This is a genomic window from Mesorhizobium shangrilense, assembly GCF_040537815.1.
Classification (GTDB): Bacteria; Pseudomonadota; Alphaproteobacteria; order Rhizobiales; family Rhizobiaceae; genus Mesorhizobium; species Mesorhizobium shangrilense.
Genome location: NZ_JBEWSZ010000001.1, coordinates 305,346 through 324,683, shown reverse-complemented (window position 1 = coordinate 324,683; position 19,338 = coordinate 305,346). Strand labels below are relative to the sequence as shown.

General features: G+C 63.9%; 19 protein-coding genes. 8 read left to right on the top strand and 11 right to left on the bottom strand.

All coding sequences use genetic code 11. The features are described from left to right. Positions 1-26 precede the first annotated feature (26 nt). From ABVQ20_RS01810 to ABVQ20_RS01795, 4 genes are all read right to left on the bottom strand, one after another. Entirely contained in the window at positions 27-341 is a 315-nt protein-coding gene (locus ABVQ20_RS01810; RefSeq protein ID WP_354457790.1) for a hypothetical protein, read from the bottom strand. Between the two features lie 184 nt (positions 342-525). Then, entirely contained in the window at positions 526-1,296 is a 771-nt protein-coding gene (locus ABVQ20_RS01805) for an alpha/beta fold hydrolase (protein ID WP_354457789.1), read from the bottom strand. A 63-nt stretch (positions 1,297-1,359) separates the two neighbouring features. Then, complete coding sequence (locus ABVQ20_RS01800) at positions 1,360-1,968, bottom strand: hydrolase (protein WP_354457788.1); 609 nt, start codon at positions 1,966-1,968, stop codon at positions 1,360-1,362. A 57-nt stretch (positions 1,969-2,025) separates the two neighbouring features. Continuing rightward, on the bottom strand, positions 2,026-2,940 hold the full coding sequence (locus ABVQ20_RS01795; RefSeq protein WP_354457787.1) for an alpha/beta fold hydrolase: 915 nt from the start codon (positions 2,938-2,940) through the stop codon (positions 2,026-2,028). A 240-nt stretch (positions 2,941-3,180) separates the two neighbouring features. Between ABVQ20_RS01795 and ABVQ20_RS01790 the strand changes: the two genes are divergently transcribed. From ABVQ20_RS01790 to ABVQ20_RS01765, 6 genes are all read left to right on the top strand, one after another. Beyond that, entirely contained in the window at positions 3,181-6,012 is a 2,832-nt protein-coding gene (locus tag ABVQ20_RS01790) for a sensor histidine kinase (protein ID WP_354457786.1), read from the top strand. 5 nt (positions 6,013-6,017) lie between these two features. Then, a complete protein-coding gene (locus tag ABVQ20_RS01785; RefSeq protein ID WP_354457785.1) occupies positions 6,018-6,665 on the top strand; it encodes a response regulator in 648 nt (215 codons plus the stop codon). Between the two features lie 190 nt (positions 6,666-6,855). Then, positions 6,856-7,761, top strand: coding sequence for a helix-turn-helix domain-containing protein (locus ABVQ20_RS01780; RefSeq protein ID WP_354457784.1), 906 nt, complete (start codon positions 6,856-6,858; stop codon positions 7,759-7,761). Positions 7,762-8,223: 462 nt separating this feature from the next. Then, on the top strand, positions 8,224-9,204 hold the full coding sequence (locus tag ABVQ20_RS01775; RefSeq protein ID WP_354457783.1) for a hypothetical protein: 981 nt from the start codon (positions 8,224-8,226) through the stop codon (positions 9,202-9,204). Between the two features lie 53 nt (positions 9,205-9,257). Next, positions 9,258-10,559 (top strand): hypothetical protein, encoded by a 1,302-nt coding sequence (locus tag ABVQ20_RS01770; protein ID WP_354457782.1) that lies wholly within the window; start codon positions 9,258-9,260, stop codon positions 10,557-10,559. A gap of 101 nt (positions 10,560-10,660) precedes the next feature. Continuing rightward, complete coding sequence (locus ABVQ20_RS01765) at positions 10,661-11,575, top strand: SGNH/GDSL hydrolase family protein (RefSeq protein ID WP_354457781.1); 915 nt, start codon at positions 10,661-10,663, stop codon at positions 11,573-11,575. A 1,191-nt stretch (positions 11,576-12,766) separates the two neighbouring features. Here the strand turns inward: ABVQ20_RS01765 and ABVQ20_RS01760 are convergent. The 3 genes from ABVQ20_RS01760 to ABVQ20_RS01750 all read right to left on the bottom strand — a co-directional run bounded on the left by ABVQ20_RS01760 (position 12,767) and on the right by ABVQ20_RS01750 (position 14,848). Then, positions 12,767-13,009 carry a hypothetical protein gene (locus ABVQ20_RS01760; RefSeq protein ID WP_354457780.1) on the bottom strand — a complete coding sequence of 81 codons (243 nt, stop codon included), beginning with the start codon at positions 13,007-13,009 and terminating at the stop codon, positions 12,767-12,769. A gap of 487 nt (positions 13,010-13,496) precedes the next feature. Then, positions 13,497-13,874: a COG4315 family predicted lipoprotein gene (locus ABVQ20_RS01755; protein ID WP_354457779.1), complete on the bottom strand. Its 378-nt coding sequence runs from the start codon at positions 13,872-13,874 to the stop codon at positions 13,497-13,499. Between the two features lie 119 nt (positions 13,875-13,993). After that, positions 13,994-14,848: an SDR family NAD(P)-dependent oxidoreductase gene (locus tag ABVQ20_RS01750; protein ID WP_354457778.1), complete on the bottom strand. Its 855-nt coding sequence runs from the start codon at positions 14,846-14,848 to the stop codon at positions 13,994-13,996. A gap of 96 nt (positions 14,849-14,944) precedes the next feature. Here ABVQ20_RS01750 and ABVQ20_RS01745 point away from each other — a divergent pair, with 96 nt between their 5' ends. Further along, positions 14,945-15,838: a LysR family transcriptional regulator gene (locus ABVQ20_RS01745; RefSeq protein ID WP_354457777.1), complete on the top strand. Its 894-nt coding sequence runs from the start codon at positions 14,945-14,947 to the stop codon at positions 15,836-15,838. Positions 15,839-15,940: 102 nt separating this feature from the next. Further along, entirely contained in the window at positions 15,941-17,332 is a 1,392-nt protein-coding gene (locus ABVQ20_RS01740) for an FAD-binding oxidoreductase (RefSeq protein ID WP_354457776.1), read from the top strand. Positions 17,333-17,493: 161 nt separating this feature from the next. Here ABVQ20_RS01740 and ABVQ20_RS01735 read toward each other — a convergent pair whose 3' ends face one another. From ABVQ20_RS01735 to ABVQ20_RS01720, 4 genes are all read right to left on the bottom strand, one after another. Continuing rightward, complete coding sequence (locus tag ABVQ20_RS01735; RefSeq protein ID WP_227346236.1) at positions 17,494-17,643, bottom strand: hypothetical protein; 150 nt, start codon at positions 17,641-17,643, stop codon at positions 17,494-17,496. Positions 17,644-17,708: 65 nt separating this feature from the next. Continuing rightward, entirely contained in the window at positions 17,709-17,993 is a 285-nt protein-coding gene (locus ABVQ20_RS01730) for a PRC-barrel domain containing protein (RefSeq protein ID WP_354457775.1), read from the bottom strand. Between the two features lie 224 nt (positions 17,994-18,217). After that, positions 18,218-18,616, bottom strand: a complete 399-nt coding sequence (locus ABVQ20_RS01725) for a DUF2934 domain-containing protein (RefSeq protein WP_354457774.1) — start codon at positions 18,614-18,616, stop codon at positions 18,218-18,220. Positions 18,617-18,734: 118 nt separating this feature from the next. Continuing rightward, the gene (locus ABVQ20_RS01720) at positions 18,735-18,998 is read right to left on the bottom strand and encodes a hypothetical protein (RefSeq protein ID WP_354457773.1); all 264 of its coding nucleotides are present in this window, start codon (positions 18,996-18,998) and stop codon (positions 18,735-18,737) included. Positions 18,999-19,338: the final 340 nt, after the last annotated feature.

The following is a 19,338-nucleotide window of genomic DNA, read 5'->3' as shown; positions in this document are numbered from 1 at the left end:
GCTTGCAGCGGATCCCCGGAGACCGATCAGGTACGAGCCGAACTCTGATCCCCTGCCCGCGCCGGCTTGATGCAATCCACCGCCTCGAGCATCAGCGATGACACCTTGGCTGCCGGAAAAATGTCGACAAGGCTCGCCATCGATTCCAGATCGAAGACGATATCGACAGGCGCGTCACTGTCGATGGATGCAGCGGAATGACCGAATTCGTCGCGACGGGCCTTGATGGCCGAAGCGGCGCGGCGCAGCAGCCTGCCACGCTCGAACTTGGTCAGCCCGTCGATTTCGCTGGAAGCCCGGGTCAGTTCCGAGATGAGATGGTCTGCCGATCGAAGCCACATGCGCATGATCCCCCTGCCCATGTGTTAGCCCCTGCCTCGTGATTCTCCCAAGCCATCAATCGGACTCCCACAGGAATGTGCCCAAAGCGTGCGCAACCGGCCGTGAGGCGGCGGCGCTGGAGGCGCTCTACCCTGCCCCCGCGCCGCCGGTCGTTGAATCGAGGCTGGATTGGACGGTCGCCCCTTATTTGACCGAAGCCGCCGCCGCCAGGATAACATCGGCGACTTCGCGCGGCTTGGACAGCATGGCGACGTGACTGGTCGGAAGTTCCGTCACCTTGGCGCCGATCGCCTTGGCCATCGCCGCCTCGGCGGGCGGTGGGATCATGCGATCATTCTTGGCCACGACATACCAGCTCGGCTTGGTCTCATAGGCGGCGACAGTAAGCTTCTCGTCGAAGACCTTCGCAAAGGTCGGCCCCTGTGTCGCGGCGATCACGCTGATTTCGCCGGCGGGAAGATCCTGCGCGAAATATTTGGCAACGCCCTCGGTGCTCAGCCTGAGATAGCCGCCGCTGTCCGGTTGCAGCGCCGCTGCCCAGGGCGGAGGCGGCTGGCCGGCGCCGAGATCGTTGACCGACATACCCTTGGGTGGCGCGAACGCGGCTACATAGACGAGCGCCTTGACCTTGTCGTCGACGCCCACCTGGCTGATGACGACTCCGCCCCAGGAATGGCCGACCAGGATCACCGGCCCCACCTGAGCATCGATGACACGCTTGGTGGCGTCGACATCGGCGGCAAGCGAACTCAGCGGGTTCTGCACCGACACCACGTTCAGGCCCTTGGCTTCCAGCAGCGGGATGACCTTGGCCCAGCTCGAACCATCGGCGAAGGCGCCGTGGACCAGCACCACTGTCTTCTTCGGCGCATCCACCGCTGAGGCGGAAGCCGCCGACAGCGTCACCGCCATGAGGGTGGCGGTTCCCAAGGCAAGGAAATGTGCGAACGACATTGAACTTCTCCCTTTGTTGCGACAAGCGGCGCGTTCGCCCTCGAAGGGCAAGCGCGGACCGGTTCAGTTTCCTTCGACCGCGAAGACGATTTCGGCAAAGCCCGGCACGGTCGCCTCGCGCTGCCAGTCGCGCTGCAGCTCGCAGGCAAGCTGCACCCAGCCCACTGGCACCGCCCCGGCCTGGACGATCCGGTCGAGGCCGGCGCGGTGCGCATCCACCGACGTGCCGCCGACGGCGTCGATGACCGGATAGACCTCGAACCCTTCACGCAGCGCATCGAGAGCCGGAAATGCCAGGCACACCTCCGTCCATAGTGCGGCCATGACCAGCTTCTTGCGGCCCGTCGCCCTGACGGCAGCGACGAAATCCTGGTCTTCCCACGCATTGATCGAGGTGCGGTCGATCGGCTCGATGTCCGGGAAGATGTCGTGCAGCTGATGGATGATGGGCTGGTTGCGGCCAGTCTTGACGTTAACCGTCGTCAACACGACGGGCACGCCGTAAAGCTTCGCCGTCTTCGCCAAGGCGACGATGTTGGCGACCAGGGTGCGCCTGTCCATCGAGGCGACGGATGTCACCTGGATGGGTTGATAGTCGATGATCACCACGGCACAGTTCTTCGGCGTCAGGAGATGATCCCTGACGGGATCGCGGATGGGCTGGCTGGTCATGGTCTTACTCCCCGTGGGATTTGGCGGACGCCGGGCTGGCGCGGCGCGGCGACATTTCTACTTGGCGAGAAAGCCGGTGATGAGCTTGACCGTGGCCGCCGGGTTTTCCTCCATGATCCAGTGGCCGGAATCCGGCACGATGGCCCCGGTCACATTGGACGCCACGAAGCGCAGTATGTCGGCCTCGCCTGTACCTGCCGACTTTTCCGCTCCCACCGCCAGCACCGGCATGGTCAACTTGCCGCCGCTGGCCAGCATCGCCTGGTTGTCGATCGCATCCTGGTCGAACGCCTTGAACTGCTCGAAGGCGTCATGCATCGCATGCGGCCGGGCATAGAGCTTGGCGTAATGCTCGCGCGTTGCCTCGTCGATCTTCTTGGGGTCGGCCGACAGCTCATTGTAGAAGCGGTCGAGATAGATGCGCTCGCGTCCGGCAACCAGCCGTTCCATATCGGGGCCACGGAAGTTGAAGTGCCAGAGCAGCGGGCTGAGCTTGATCTTTTCCCACTCGCCGATGCCGGGCAGCGGTGCGTCGATCACCACCCATTTGGTGATGCGCTGCGGATATTGCGCGGCCAGCGCGTAGCCGACCATGTTACCGATGTCGTGCGTCACCAGATCGGCCTTGTCGACCTTCAGCGCATCCATCACGCCGGCGATGTCGACGGCCTGGTTCTTCTTGGTGTAGCCGTCGTCGGGATGCGCCGACAGGCCCATGCCGCGCAGGTCGGGCACGATGACGGTGTGGTCCTTCGCAAGTGCGACGGCCGCCGCGCCCCACATGTCTCCGGTATCGGCGAAACCGTGCAGCAGCACCACCGCCGGGCCGGCCCCGCCGACCCGGACATGAAGGGTCGTTCCGTTTGTCTGGATATCGCTGATATGGAAGCCTGCGGGGAACGGCACGATGCTCGCCATGGCCGGCAGCGAGACGAGCATGAGGCCGAAAGCGGCCATCATCGTTCTGAACATGTGATCCTCCGGGGCATTGAGCATGGCCAATCGCCTCGGCCTTGCGGCCGCGGGCGCGGAGCGGACAACCCGTTCCGGTCGGAAACCATAGGGGGCGGCGTCTTCAGCGAATTGCCCGAATCCGCGCTTCATTGAACGAACCGGCGTTTTTGTTTCGATGCCTATGCCAGGCACGCGATTTTTGATTAGGCGGGAAAATCAAGGGTGATAGGTTCAGCGGCATGGGAGTGAGGAAGCGCCATGGACACGCCCACTGAAAAATCTGGCGGGCCGGCCGGAACGCTGAGCGCGCTGGGGCGGGAGCTTGCCAGGTGCAAGCGGGACCTCGACGCGTCGACGGCGCTCGCAGCGCGGCTGGCGCAGGAGAACGACACGCTTCGCGAGGATTTCCGCGACCTCTTCGAGGAGGCGCCGATCGCCTATGTGCATGAGGGGCTGGACAGCCGCTTCATTCGCGCCAACCGCGCGGCGATGCGCGTTCTGGGCATCAGGCCCGATGAAGTCGCCGGTACCTTCGGCCGGTCGCTGGTGGCCAGGACGCCCGAGACCTTGCAGCGCCTGCACGACGCGTTCGAAGCCGTCGGGCTCGGCCAGGAAGCCGGCGGCGTCGAGCTCGAATTGCGCCGCAAGGACAATGGCGAGCCGGTCTGGGTGCAATGGTGGTCGAAGCCCGCCTCGAGCGGCGACTTCACCCGCACCATGATGGTCGACATCACCGATCGCGTGCGGATGGCGCGGACGAAGGCGGCGCTGGAATTCTCGCTGGAATCGGGACAGGTCGGCGACTGGGACCTCGACCTGGTCAACGACACGTCGCGGCGCTCGCTGCGTCACGACCAGTGTTTTGGCTACGGCGCCCCGATTGCGGACTGGGGTGTCAAGCAATTCATCGGCCATGTGCATCCCGAGGACCGCTTGCATGTCGAAGCCGGATTCCGGCGGGCGGTCGGCGACTTGCGCGACTGGAGCAGCGAATTCCGGGTGGTCTGGCCGGACGGCAGCCTGCACTGGATCGCGGCAAGGGGTCGCGTCTACCAGGTGAGCGAGGGCAAGGCCACCCGAATGCTTGGCGTCGTGATGGACATCACGGAGCGCAAGAGCGCCGAGGAACGGTTGCGAGAGACCAAGGCGGCGCTGGAATTCACGCTGGAATCCGCTGGTGTCGGCGACTGGGATCTCGACCTCATCAACGACACATCCACCCGCTCGCTGCGTCACGACCAGTGCTTCGGATATGACACGCCGATCCCCGAGGCCGAATGGGGCATCGAGGTGTTCATCCGCCATGTGCACACGCAGGACCGCACGCGGGTCGAGACTAGCCTGCGCGGCGCGGTGCGGGACCTGGCGGGCTGGCAATCGGAATTCCGGGTCGTCTGGCCGGATCATAGCGTGCACTGGATCGCCGCCCGGGGCAGCATCTACCGGACCAGCGAAGGCAAGGCCACGCGCATGCTCGGCATCGTCATCGACGTCACCGAGCGCAAGAAGGCCGAGATCGGACACGCCAAGCTGTTCACCGAACTGCAGGAGTGGGAGGCGAGATTCCGCCTCGCCATCGACACCATACCGGGACTGACCTGGTTTTGCCTGCCCGACGGCTCCGCCGAATTCCTCAACACCCAGTGGTGCGCCTATACGGGGCTGGCCATGGAGGAAGCGCTGGGCTGGAACTGGGTAAAGGCGATCCACCCGGACGACCTTCCGGAACTGTCGAAGCATTGGCGCCGGACCGTACAATCCACCCAGGCGGCGGAACACGAGGCGCGCGTGCGCCGTTTCGACGGCGAATACCGCTGGTTCCTGTTTCGCTGCCAGCCGCTGCTCGACGATGCCGGCAAGGTGGTGAGATGGTATGGCACCAACACCGACATCGAGGAGCGCAAGCGTGCCGAGCAGGCGCTGCTGGCGTCCGAGCAGGTTTCGCGCGGCCAGGTCGATGCGCTGAAGAGCACGCTTGAAGCGCTGGCGATGGAACCGGCCGCCAACCGGCTGGTGGAACATGTGCTGCGCATCATCGCCGACCAGTTCGACGCGCACAGCGTCAGCGTCTGGCGCCGCGACCAGGCCAGCGGCAAGATCCGGTTCGAACTGGCCTATGAGGACAGCCGGGTGATCACCAAGGCCGACCCGCCCTTTGTCGATCTGGACCAGTCGCTGCCGATGGAGGATCTCTGGCCATGGCCCGATGTCTTCAGCACCGGAAAGCCAAGCCTGATCGAGGACATTCGCGCCGTCCCGCCCTTTGCGTTGCGAGACAGGCTGCTGCCCTTGGGCATCGTCACCGTGCTTCTGGTACCGATGTTCGTTGCCGGCCGCCTCGAAGGCGCTGTTGGACTGCGCTTTGTCGAAAAACGGACGTTTCGCGCCGAGCAGATCGACCTTGCCCAGGCGCTTGCCAACCAGGCGATGCTGATGATCCAGTTCGCCCACCTCTCCACGCAGAGCCGCGAAACCGCCGTCATCGCGGAGCGCAACCGCATTGCGCGCGACATCCACGACACGCTTGCGCAAGGGTTCACCGGCGTCATCGTTCAGCTGGAGGCCGCCGAGGACGCCAACCTGCAGGGATTTCCGAAGGAAGCCAGGCAACATCTTGATCGCGCACGCAGTCTCGCTCGCGAAAGCCTGAACGAGGCACGCCGCTCCGTGCAGGCGCTTCGGCCCCAGGCACTGGACGACAGCGACCTCAGCGACGCGCTGGACGACCTGTTCCGCAAGATGACGGCGGGAACGGGCCTGGCCTCGGAATTCACGGTGCTGGGCGTACCGCGATCGCTGCGGCCGGACTGGGAAACGAACCTGTTCCACATCGGCCAGGAGATACTGACCAACGCGCTGCGCCATGCGCGCGCGACGCGCTTCACGGTGACGTTGGCATTCCTGCCGGACGAGGTCTCGCTGGACCTGCGCGACGACGGGCGCGGCTTCGATCCGTCGCTCAGGAATGACGGCTACGGCCTCCTGGGAATACGCGAGCGTGTCGAGGGGATGGGCGGCCGGCTGGTTGTCCAAAGCCTGGTCGGGCAAGGCACCACCGTGCTGATCACCTTGCCCTTGTCGGAGGCCTGAGCGCCATGACGGATGCATCCGCGCAAGGGCCGGCAGCCAGGATCCGCGTGCTGGTCGCCGACGATCATGTCACCGTGCGCGAAGGCCTGACCGCGATCATCGGTCGCCAGCCGGACATGATAGTGGTGGCGGCCGCCGCCACTGGCCGCGACGCCGCCGATCTCTGGCTGGAGCATCGGCCCGATGTCGTGCTTCTCGACCTGCGCATGCCCGTATTGGATGGCGTCGGCGCGATGACCGAGATCCGCCAGCAGGATCCTTCCGCCCGCATCGTCGTGCTCACCACCTTCGACACAGACCACGAGATCTCCCGCGCCATCAAGGCCGGCGCGCGCGGCTATCTGCTCAAGGATGCGCAGCGGGATGAGCTGCTGGATTGCATCCGCAAGGTGCATGCGGGCGAGACCTGCATTCCGGCCTCGTTGGTGGCAAAACTGGCGGCCTCCGTCAGCAGCGAAGAGCTGACCGGCCGCGAGATGCACGTGCTGACGCTTCTCGCTAGCGGCAAGGGCAACAGGGAGATCGGCCTCAGCCTCCATATCAGCGAGACGACGGTGAAGTCGCATCTGCGCAGCATCTTCAACAAGCTTGATGTGCTCAGCCGGACCGAGGCCATCGCCGTTGCCAGCCGCCGGGGCCTGGTACAGCTGTGATCCGCGACTGATCGGCAGCGCCCTGAGCCCACCGCGCTTCCATCCACGCTTCCGTCCGAAAGGATGAGGCCCAGCCCATCCGTCCGGAGCAGCCCAAATCTCTTCATGCGGTCAATACCGCCCGATGGCCGCAAGGCGCATTGTTCCTCGATGCCGCAAGGGCCACGGAGCCATGCGGGAGGAGACAGCGTTGACCATCCAATGGGCCGATCGCGCACCGACATCGGGCCAGCCTTTCGAGGAAGGCCCGCGAACCTCCTGCTCGCGTTCATGGACCGGGATATCGGTGGAGGTTGTCGATCTGCATGGGCGGGCTGGATGGCACCTGGAAGATCTGCGGTCGCAACAGCCCCGGCTGACGGCGGTGCTGGAGGAGATCGGCGGCCGCGTCGAAATGCGCCTGGCGCCACCCTGCCCCGCCCCGGCGCGCAATTCGGCCAGCCAGCGGCCTGATGGCCACCTCACCTTCATTCCCGCCGGCACGCCGGTGTGGGAATGCGCCGGGCGCTTCCGCTACATCCGCCGCGTCGTCATCGACTTCGATATTCCCGCCCTCACGGCCCGCTTTGACTGCGGGTTGGAATTTCCATCGCATTTCGTGCCGCGCCTGATGTTTTCCGACACTCGTGTGCAGGCGCTTGCCGGACTGCTGGCCGATGCCTGCGCGAGCCCGCATCTTGACAGCCGGTCCTATGGCGACAGCCTGGCGCTGGCGATCGTCTACAATCTGTTTCGGCCCGCTCTCGCCGCCCGACAGAAGCGAGGCGGGCTCGCGCCCGCACAGTTGCGGCGGGTGACCGCGCGCATGGCGGAGAGCCTGTTCGATCCCACCTCGATCGAGGACCTGGCTGACATGACGGGGCTGTCCGCGTCCTATTTCAGCCGCGCCTTCAAAGCCTCCACCGGTATGGCGCCGCACCGCTGGTACCTGACGGAGCGGGTGCGGCGCGCGCAACGCGCCTTGCTCGAGACCAATGACAGCCTGGCAGAGGTGGCGCTTGCCAGCGGCTTTGCCGACCAGAGCCATTTCACCCGCGCCTTCCGAACCATCACCGGCGCCTCTCCGGGCGCATGGCGAAAGAGCCGCGAGGCTTGAAATCCGGTCGCCGAAATCGGGCAGTGTAGATTTTTAAGGCAACATCTACACTGTCGCTCTAATGGGCTGCGGCGCCTTTACAGACTCATCCGCAGCCATGTGCTTGTGTGAAATACTTCACACTCGATATTTTCAAGAAAAATTCTCAGTCATTATCTTGCGCTAAACTGAAATTAGTGCATAATTTAGACGTCGATCATATAACATGACTTAGACAAGCCAGTTTATACGTTCCGTGGGGACGGATTCACGTTGAGCTATCTGCTCATCGTGCGTCGGCCCGCGGATTGCGAGGGCGGCGATCAGCATCTGCTGATCCAGCCGTTGAAATGACCACCAGCATCCTTTCTCGCTTACGGATACCCCGATTGGGGAGCCGCGCACTGGCGTGGTTGCCGGGCTGTCGGCATGCGTTGTCAGGCATAGGCCGACAATTACCGAACTCGTTGTTAGGGAATGGCAATGTCTTCACCGCCCACTCAACTGAACGCCAACGATATACTTGTTGTCATCATCTTGTGCGGCCTGCTGGGGTTGGTCGGACAGGGCATACGCGCGGCTGTCGGGTTGAAAAACAGCGCCTCGCCGCAGAGCGGACAGCAATCCGTCTTCGACGCCGCCTATCTGACGGTCAGCCTGATGATCGGCTTCATAGCAGGCGTGCTCGCCGGCTTCGGGCTCGGTTTCGACAGCTTCGCCCATCTGAGCTCCGACAATCTCAAAATCCTGCTCGGTGTCGTGGCCGCCGGCTATGCCGGGACCGACTTCATCGAAAACACATTCGCACGGCTTATCCCCGCCGCACGCGCCACCGCCCCGGACCGCAAGAGCGTCGTGGCGCCCGTGCCTGAAGACAATGCCGCCCTTGCCGCATCGCGCATCGCTCCCGCGCGAAATGCCGCCGCGGCCGGCATGGCCGGCGCGGTGACATACGGATCCCTGGTGCCTGGCGGGTTCTTCAGTTCGGATCCTTTCGACCTGCATGTTCACCGCTCTATCCGGACAAACAATCCGGGCGCCCTCAACATCACGTCGTGGCAGAAGCTGCGCAAGGGCTATGCCGGGGTCACGCAGCCCGACAACAGTCCGGACCGCAACAAGACGACGATCTACCGCACGCCCGAGCATGGGGTGGCGGCCTGGTTCTATTTGCTGAACTCGCTCTACCGTGTCGGTCATTCGTTTTCGTTGGGGGATCTCGCCTTGCACTATGCCGGCGGAAACGCCTCCCAGTCCGCCATCGATGCCTATGTCCAGGGCTGGGCCAGGTGGAGCGGCGGCAGCCTGGATGCCCAGTCGCGAATGGACGCCGACAGCACCGGCGACATGCTGAAACTCGGCAAGGCGATGTTCTCGCACGAAGCGGCAATGATCACGCCGCTGCATGACGACCAGATCATCTACGGCATCGAGCATGAGCGGGACGGAACGTTGCCGGCGTAGGCACGATCTCCGTTCGGACAATCGACATCTTCAACCCTGTGAGGAGCATTGAGATGAAGGAGAAAGTATCGCTTGGGAGCATCGTCGCAGCGCTGGACGCGGGGGATACGCCCTGGATGGACTGGATGCGCCGGAATGTCGGCGAAATACAGCGAACCGGGTCCATGCCCACGGATTTCACCAGGCGGATATTCAGCCACACGACGTACCCGCCGCTGACCGACTACACGCCGGAATCCTGCGCCGCCACCGTGTGCGCCGCGCTCGAGGAATCCGGCTATGCATCGACCCACAGCGCCGCGGCCAAGTCATACATGACTTACGGCACGGAATGCGACCTGAAACCCGGCTGCATCATCGTCTTCACCTGGCCCGACGGCAATCACCACGTCGATTTCTGCGACAAGATCATCGACGCGGACACGGTGCAGGGGCTCGGCGGCAACCAGTCGCATGCCCTGCAGGATTCGACATTCTCCAGGTCGCATATAAGCGCGACGCGCTGGCCGGTGAAGAAGATGGCAGCCCCTGGCCTCAGCATCCTGTCCGCCATCAGCAAGGTCGACCAGTCCAAGATGCCGCTGGGAAAGCGTCATGCCCGCCATGACCCGCGTGTGCCGGCCCTGGCCAAATATCTGTCGGCGACCAACATGTTGCCGGCCCCGCCTGACAGTGTCGACTGGTACAGCAGGGTGGCGGACTGGGGAATGATGGCCAACGACAATCTGGGCGACTGCACATGCGCCGCGATCGGTCATGCGATCCTGCAATGGAGCACCTATGTCGGGCAGGCAAAGCGGCTTTCGGACGACCAGGTCGTTTCGTTGTACGAAGCGGTGGGTGGTTATAACCCCAGCGATCCCAGCACGGACCAGGGCGCCGTGGAAGTCGACGTGCTGAACTACTGGCTGTCGGATGGCGTTTCCGGTGACATACTGGATGGATATGCAAGCCTCGAAGTTGGCAATGTGGTCGAGATAAAGGACGCCATCAATTGGTTCGGCAATGTCTATATCGGGCTGCAGCTTCCGGTCTCGGCGCAGACCCAGTCCGTATGGGCGGTTCCGCCGGGCGGGCTGGTTGGCCCCGGCGCTCCCGGGTCCTGGGGCGGCCATGCCGTTCCGGTGGTGGGCTATGACGCGCATGGGCTCTATTGCGTGACCTGGGGCAAGGTCAAGCGCATGACCTATGGCTTCTGGTCGGCCTATTGCGACGAGGCCTATGCCCTGCTCAGCCGGGATTTCGTCGACAGCACCAGCTACACGCCGGCCGGCATCAGCTGGGACGGCCTTCAGGAAGACATGCGGCTGCTCAAGGGCGGCTACACCAACGCAACGGCTATACGCCACATCTGAGCGCCGACCAGGCGGCGTGGCTCACGGGCCACGCCCGCACTCAGCAGGCGTCTCGCCCGCTGGCATCCCTGGGTTCCGCTGGTTTTATGGAGCGCACGAACATGAACGAGGACATGATCCCCGGCGTTGTCAGCGACAGGATCAACGCCGACATCGCCCAGAGAACCGCCGACCATCAAAAGGACATGGCGCGGTTGCGGATGGCGCAGGACCGCGCCGCCAAATCGGTGATGAAGATGAGCGTCAACCAGCCCTTGGTGATGCTGTCCAGCGGCGATTCCTGGTTCGACTATCCGCTGGTCGACAACGGCCCGTTTCTCGGCCAGACCGACATCATCGCCCAGCTCCAGACGATGGGCGCAAGCCCGCCGAAAATCCTGAACGTCGCCCATCACGGCGATGCGACCACCGATGCGATGAGTTTTCCCAAGCAGGAACGCATGATCCAGGCACTGGCCGATCCGTCCAACTGGCTGCATGGCAAGCCCGACGCAATCCTGTTTTCGGGCGGCGGCAACGACGTTGTCGGCGAGAAATTCTGCATATACCTGAACGACAGGCTGTCCGGAGCGGCCGGGCTGAACTCGCTGCGCTTCGATCTCGCTTTGGGCGCGGTCAAGGCATCCTACCTCGACCTCTTCGTCTTTCGCGATCGCTACGCGCCGGGCGTCCCGGTCTTCGGCCACGCCTATGACTTCGCCATTCCCAATGGCGTGCACCCCCTCTGCATCGCCGAAGCCTGGCTGCAGCCCTCGCTGACCTATGAAAATTGGTCGACCAGGGACGGCACCGCGATCGTGAAGCAGGCGCTGCAGGCGATGCGGGCAATGCTGGCGGGCCTGGCGGCCGACCCGACCAACAATTTCATCCTGGTGGAAACGCAAGGCCTGCTGAAGCCGGGCGACTGGGCCAACGAGTTGCACCCGACGGTCGGCGGCTTCAAGACGATGGCCACGACCTTCCTCGCCGCGCTGGCTAAACGCTTCCCCGGCCGCGCCGAGCCACTGACCGTATGAAGGCGTTGCCTGCGACTATCCGATAGCAGCGATGTAACCGGCCGCCGCTCCCTCGCCGCCGATCTTTTGTTCAGCCGTTTCAACGGCATCGGCGCCGGCGGGAGCAGCGCCATGGTCGGCGCTGGATCAACGCAGCCATTTCCTGAACCTTGCGGCCTTGGCCCTGAGGAACGCGGCGGCCTTTGCGTCACATTCGCCTCGCGATGGTCCATTCGCGACGATTATGAACCTCGCCTCGTTCAGCGTGAGGCCGTGCTTCCTGGCGAAATAACCGACCTTGTAGGGTTCGCCTTCGGCCTGCCTTCTAGCTCGTTCTTGCAGGTCCATCCGCGCCTCGCCTGGCCGACACATGACAAGTCGGCATGATCTCTTCCTTCCGGAGCTTTTCCTCGGCCACACCGGCATTGCGGATCGACGAAATCAGTTCGTCGACACGATGCGTTGCCGGAATGGAAGGCCTCGCGATCCGGCGAACGGGTCGAGCATCCTCATAAATTCGCCTGAGCAGATCACGGCCAGCCTTGGCGCGCTCCCAGGTGCGGCCGACAAGTGCATGTCCTCTCAAGGTTGCCGGCGCATCGGCACGGTCGTCCCAGACGGTCCAGATACCCTGCGGTTCCGGCTGACAGCGAAATCTGGATTGACGATCTTCCATGGTGTTCAACGGCAGGAGTCGCATTTGGGTTCGGTTTGAAACGGCGAAGTGGTTAACGCCCCTGTGCCCGCGCAGGCAATTCGAGGAACGGTGGACAAGGGCTCGCTTCCCGCCCGGCCGGAAAGCTTTTGGAAACCCGGAAAGCTTTTGGAAACCATGAGGGGCGTCTCCATGGAACCCGCCGACGTCCCGGTTTCTTTAGCTGCAGGATGTGATCAGGGAGCCCTCCTTATGGAAGATGGACGCGATGCCGGGCCGACCGGCGAAGTGCCCGCCCCGCCATCTGGCGATAAAACCGCCGAAGGCGACTATGGCGGGCCATTTGGCTACGGGCATCCTGCACACCGGCCGGATCCATCCGCCACCTATTCGTTTCGGCGTTGGGTGGTTCGTCTTCTGCCGGTTGAAGCCCGGAAAAGATGGCGGTAGCCGGTTTGCCCAAGGCATGAACCCGAAAAGCGGAGCCCGTTTTTCGGAGGAGATCATGTTCAAACAAAGCGAACCCCATCCGATTCCATCGGGATGGAACAGGCTCTCTAGCGCCGACCTTGGCGCGAGCCCGCGATGATCCGGCCCAGATCAAAACTCGCCTGGTCCAGCGCCGAAAAGCATCCCAGCAGCAAAACGGATGGAATAGCCTCCGCCAGCGGCCCCCACCATTGCTGTGGCCGCAGGCTCTTGCTCAGCTTCAAGGCCTGATAGTTATATTCGTGGACGACTCTTGCGTAGAGAAGGTCGGCAGTGACGATTTCGCACTGCACCTGATCGAGCTCATTCATTTTTTTCTGTCGCTCTGGCTCGGCTTTGGCATATTTGCCCGCCCAGCCCGGTACATCAACCTTCAGTGACGGGCGAAGGTTCCCGAATGAATCCCGGCTGGCGCGTTTGAGCGCTTACCGATCAGGACAAGCAGCCCGCGTGTTTCCTGGGGTTAGACCGTCGTTTCGGGTTCGAGAAACCAGATGTTCTGTCGGTATCGAAGGCACAGACGCTGGTGGGCGCCCACAACCGGCAGCTCTTGAAGGGCAAGGTTTAGATCCTGGGCGGCGATGTCGCACCTGACACGCGACGGGCCGAACTCCCTGGTGATCTCCCGCGCCTGGGCCTGCGTAATCCCGTGCTTCCTGGCGAAGTAGGCCGGTTCATAAGGTTTTTGCACGGGTACCTCGTTTCTTGTCATGGCCTGCGACCCCGTGCCCCCGAAACAACGCTGGGCATCGTCAGGCAGCGGCGCCCCCCGGGGCGCCGCTGGTGATCTCGCCGACCTTAGCTGGCCTTGGCCGTGTGCCAGACACCGCCAACGCCCTCTCCGGTCGTGTCGCCGGCCTTCTTGTCCTTGGCATATGTATAGAGCGGCTTTCCGTCATACGCCCACATCTTGCCGCCGCCGGTGCGCTCCACGACACTCCATTTGCCTTCCGCCTTCGCCTTGGCGTCAGCCTTGAGCGCGGGCCAGGTGGCCGCGCACGCATCATAGCAGGCGGACTTGCCCGCCTTGTCCTTGTCGAAGGTGTAGAGCGTCATGCCCTTGGCATTGGTATAAATGTTGCCGTTCGGCGTTTTCGTCATCATCGCCGGTTCGGCTGCAAAACTTGTACCAGCCGTCATGAGTACGGCCGCTAGTCCAAATACAATGCGTTTCATGTCGGTCATTCCTTTGTATTATCGTTGGGCGGTCAAACGCCGCCATGAAACCAACGGCTCGCGCCCATGCTTCGTTCCGTGGGATTATTGATGCCCGATGACAGTCGGCGGGCGATCCATCATTCCACGGCAGAGACACTGGCCCCGTCGAACGCCAGCGACGTCGACAGCGCCCGATAGGCGTCGATCTGCTGCCGCAGCACGGCGAGTTTTTGTTCAGCCGTTTCAATGGCATCGGCGCCGGCGATGAATCGCCGTGGCAGCACCGCCTCTCCGGCCAGCGTCACCAGCGCCCGCGCCAGCTTGGCCGGGTCGCCGGATTGCTTGCCATTGTAGCCCTTCCAGGATTCCAGCTGCTGCGTCCGGCGCTCGTTGTAATCCTCGACCAGCGGCGCGGCGTAGTTCGTCGATTCCTCGGTCAGCAGTTCGGTGCGAAAAAAGCCCGGGTTGACGGTCATCGTCTCGATGCCGAACGGCTCGACCTCGGCCTGCAGCGACTCCATCCAGCCTTCGAGGCCGAACTTCGAGGCCGCGTAGGCGGCGCAGAATTCGAACCCGGTGAGGCCCGCGCTGGACGAGATCGAGATGATACGCCCGCCGCGCTGCCCGCGCATGACCGGCAGCACCGCGCGGGCGACATTCATCGGGCCGATCAGGCTCGTCGCCAGTTGCAGCTCTATCTGCATGGGCGTCAGTTCCTCGAAGAAGCCGGCGTAAAAACTCGCGGCATTGTTGATGAGCACGTCGATGCGCCCGAACCGCTCGATCGCGGCCTTGACGGCGGCCTCGGCCTCCGCGGGCTTCGTCACGTCTAGCCTCACCGCGAGCATGTTCGCGGATGCCCCCAACGCCTTGGCCAGCTTGTCGGGGTCGCGGCCGGTGGCGACCACTCCGTGCCCGGCCGCCAAGGCCGCCCTGGCGATATCCGCGCCCATGCCGCGCCCGGCGCCGGTGATGAACCAAACCTGTGTCATGTCAAAAACTCCTGTGTTGATCACAGGAAGATAGCCAGCCCGGCAGAGCAGGATTAGATTGCATTATCCGCATGGACTTAGAAGCTGGGTTTATGAATGCGCCGGGACAATGTGAACGACTTCCTCGCCTTCATCGCGGTCGCCCGCCAGCGCAGTTTTACCCGGGCCGCTGCCCAACTTGGCGTGTCGCAGTCGGCGCTGAGCTACACGATCCGCATGCTGGAAGCCCGGCTCGGCCTGCGGCTGTTGACCCGCACGACGCGCAGCGTCTCGCTGACCGAGGCGGGCGAGCGCCTGCTGCAGCGCATCGGGCCGCGTTTCGACGAGATCGAGAGCGAGATCGCCGCCCTTAACGTATTGCGCGACAAGCCGGCCGGCACCGTTCGCATCACCAGCGTCGAACATGCCGCGCAGGCCATACTGTGGCCGGCAATGGCTGGGCTGATGCATGATTATCCCGACATCAACGTCGAGATCATCAACGACTATAACGTCACCGACATCGTCGCCGAGCGCTACGATGCCGGCGTGCGGCTGGGCGAGCAGGTGGACATGGACATGATCGCCATGCGCATCGGGCCGGACTTTCGCATGGCTGTGGCGGCCGCTCCCAGCTATTTTGAACGCCACGCACCACCGCTGACGCCGCAGGACCTGACCAATCATGCCTGTATAAGGCTGCGCCTGCCCACATCCGGCGGCTTCTACATCTGGGAGTTCGGCAAGGAGGGCCGCGAGCTGAAAGTCCGCGTCCAGGGCCGGGCCGTGTTCAACACGGTAGCCATGATGCGGCAGGCGGCACTGGACGGAATGGGCCTCGCCTATTTGCCTGATGACGTCGTGGAAGCAGATATCAGCGAGGGACGGCTGCTGCACGTGCTGGCGGACTGGTGCCCGCCACGCCCGGGCTATCATCTCTATTACCCCAGCCGCCGCCAGCCCTCGCCAGCCTTCGCGCTGGTTGTCGATGCGGTGCGGTATCGGGGGTGAGCGGGCTGGGCGAGCGTGGCATCCTCTGAGCCGCAAGTCATCGCGTGACTCCAGCGCGGCGCTGCCCCTATATCTTGCCTCGATCCCTCCCCGGAGCCTCCCATGCCGCCCTCCCTCATCGCCGAACTCCGCGCCGCCTGCCCCAACGCCATTGTGTGGGACGAGGCCGAGCTTGCAACCCGCGATCCGGGCTTCGATGGTCGCAATTTCGGCGCCTCGGTGCTGGTGCGGCCGAGGGACACGCAGGGCGTCGCGGCGCTGGTCAGATTCTGCGCCGCGCGTGGGCTGAGCCTCGTCGCCCAGGGCGGCCGCACCGGGCTGGCGGGCGGCGCGGCCACCCAGCCGGGCCAGGTCATCTGCGACCTCGGCGGCTTGAACAAAATCGAGGACATCGACCCATCTGCGCGCGTCGCGGTCGTCCAGGCCGGCACCACGCTCGGCGTGCTGCAGGAGGCGCTGGCGGTGCATGGGCTCGACCCCGGCATCGATCTTGCCGCGCGCGGCAGCGCCACCATTGGCGGCATGGTTTCCACCAATGCCGGCGGCATCATGGCTTTTCGCAACGGCACGATGCGGCACCGCGTGCTCGGCCTTGAGGCGGTGTTGCCGGACGGGCGGATATTTTCCGACCTCACCCGCGTGCTGAAGACCAGCGCCGGCTATGACCTGAAGCACCTGTTCGTCGGCGCCGAGGGCACGTTGGGCATCGTCACCCGTGTCGCCATCCGGCTCGAGCCGGTTCCAGGAGCGAGCGCCACCGCACTGGTCGGTGTGCCCGATGCGGCGAGCGCGCAGCGCATCGTCAGGCATTTCCTGTCCTCGACAGCGGCCCGGCTCACCGCCGCCGAAATCCTGTGGCAGCGCTTTGCCGCCGCCATGCAGCGCGCGCTCGGCTATGTGCCGGGCCAGTTGCCGCTGGAGGCGCCCTGCCTGCTGGTGCTCGGGCTCGGCGCCGACAGCATCGGGGCCGCGCAAGCAGCGCTGGAGGACGGGCTGGCGGCGGTGTGGGAAGACGCTGGTATCATCGACGGGCTGGTCGCCACCTCGCAGGCCCAGGCGGAAGCGATCTGGCGGCTGCGCGAGGAGACCGGCGAGATCGAGCGCATGCACCATCTGCCGCCCTCCTTCGACGTATCGGTGCCCGGTGGCGCCCTCGATGCCTATGTCCAGCGCATCGAGGCCGGGCTGAAGAAGATCGACCCTTCCTACGCGCCTTACGTCTTCGGCCATCTCGCCGACGGCAATCTGCACATCTCGATCAACACCGACGGACCGCTTTCGCATGCGGTGCACGAAGCGATCGAGGACGTGCTGTATGAGGGGCTGAACGAAGCCGGCGGCTCGTTCTCGGCCGAGCACGGCGTCGGCCTGGAAAAACGCGACGCCTATGAGCGCCACGCCGACCCGGTGAAGCAGGCGCTGGCGCGATCGATCAAGGAAATGCTCGACCCCGGCAACGTGATGAACCCGGGCAAGATTGTCTCGGTGGATTAGGGGGACTCAAGGGGCGCTATCGCGGATTTGGCCAGCTTGTCGGCATGGCCACCGCCTCTTTCTCCCCATTGACGGCAGGGCAATCACATGTGGCAGCGCTGGCCCCCTCTCCGTCCGCGTAGCGGACGGAGAGGGGCTGCGCCGAACTACGCGATTGACCCTCAATGCCGCTTGAAATACTGCACCTCGCGCTCGTGCTTCACGGCCGCCTCGCGGTTGTCGAAGGTACCGAGGTTGCGGCGCTTGCCGGTCTTTTCGTCCTTCTTGCGCGAATAGAGGCGGTATTGTCCTGATTTCAGTTTCCTGATCATCGGTCTCTCCTTTCGCGAAAAGGAGAAGGGGCCTGACCGGTGGACGGACGGCCCCTCTCCGTCTGTCAGTCGCGATGTTCGGGCATGGCTTTCAGCTGGTCCTTCGTCCAGCTGGTCACCGCATGCACATCGCCATCCTCGTCGCGCATGAAATCCAGTTCCCGCGACGCGACGGCCACCGGCTTGGCGCCGATGCCCAGGAAGCCGCCGACATCGACGATGATCTGGCTGCCGTGGACATGGTCGACGGAACCGATCTTCTCATCATCGGGCCCGTAGATTGTGGCGCCGTCGAGCGTGTCCGAGGTCAACTCGGCATCGGTAAGCCGAACGTGGTTGGTATGGTCCATGAGTGCATCTCCTTGGGTTGGGACATCAGCAACTTGGGAGATGGCGAAGAGTTCCCGAGCATTTTTGACGAAGGCTTATCCGCTTCGGCCGGACCTATAACCGGCAAGGCTCGCAACACGCAGGCGGAAACGGACGGCAACAACAGCTTGCAAACCGACAAGCAGACGCCAGCAGAGGACGACCAGACCCTACTGCCTACTGCCTACTGCCTACTGCCTACTGCCTACTGCCGCGCGGCATGCTCGATCGCCGCGCGGTCGCTGCCCAGCCTGTCGATCAGCTCCCGTGCCTGTTCATCCGATATGCCGGTGCGCGCCGCCAGTTCCTCGACCGTCAGCACATCGGCGCTGGCGATTTCGCGGGTTTCCGGCAGCGCATCATCCGCCGTCAGCGGCAAAGCCGCCTCCCTGTCGATCTCGGCCTGCGCCTGGTGCCAGTGCCGCTCTTGATCGCCATGAACCCCGCCTTCGCGTTCCCATATCTCATATGCTGGATCTTTTCGTGCCGTTCGTCGCCCATGGTTGGTTCCTCCGTTTGTGTGACGGATGAACGCCGCGCGCAGCCGAACGATCCGGAACATCTGCGTGATCGCGGGGTGGGCGCTGGGAAGGGCGCGAGGCATCGGGCAGCGCCTGGCTGGGGATGCGGTGCATCAGGCCCGTGAGGGGGTGCAGCGAGACGGTCCAGGCGGCGGGCGGACCCGCCGCCTGGATGTCGGCCGCGCCGGCCGACCTTTGTTATCAGTGTCCCCAGACGCCCTGGCCACTAATTGTGGGAATACCGGAGTACGGATTTCCCCCCAGGGCCGGTGCGCTATCGGCGGTGCTGATACTCTCCGTGCCGATCGGATCGACCCCGTGCGCGCTGTCGGACACCATCGCATGATGACCGGTGTTCGACTGGTCGAAGCCATGGTTGTGATCCGAGCCATAGTAGTCGCTGCCGGCAAAAGCCATGCCGGAGGCAAACAGAACCGTGGCAACGGCAAGAACGATCTTCTTCATTTCAATTCTCCTTCAGAGTTGACATCGAGCCTCAACGCGCCGCCCGGACCGCGTTGATGAGGCCGTCCTTTCACGATCTTTCAGGCGAAACCGACCGACCGCTATCCTTCTGGATTTGCGGGCGGCAGGTTGTTCAGCGCACTGTCGTCTTGGGTACGTTCGTGCGCTGTTGGCAGCTTCTTAGGGGCGTGGCGTTTGCGCGAGCGTGGGAGGTGGCGTGGTATCAGCCACCGCAAGAGTGGAATTTTGCGTTGAATGCAGCCGGAAGCGCAGTCTCATCGCACTTTCAAATCTGGGCAGGCAGGTTGCCGGATCGGCGGTCTTCCCGGTCCGTGGCGTC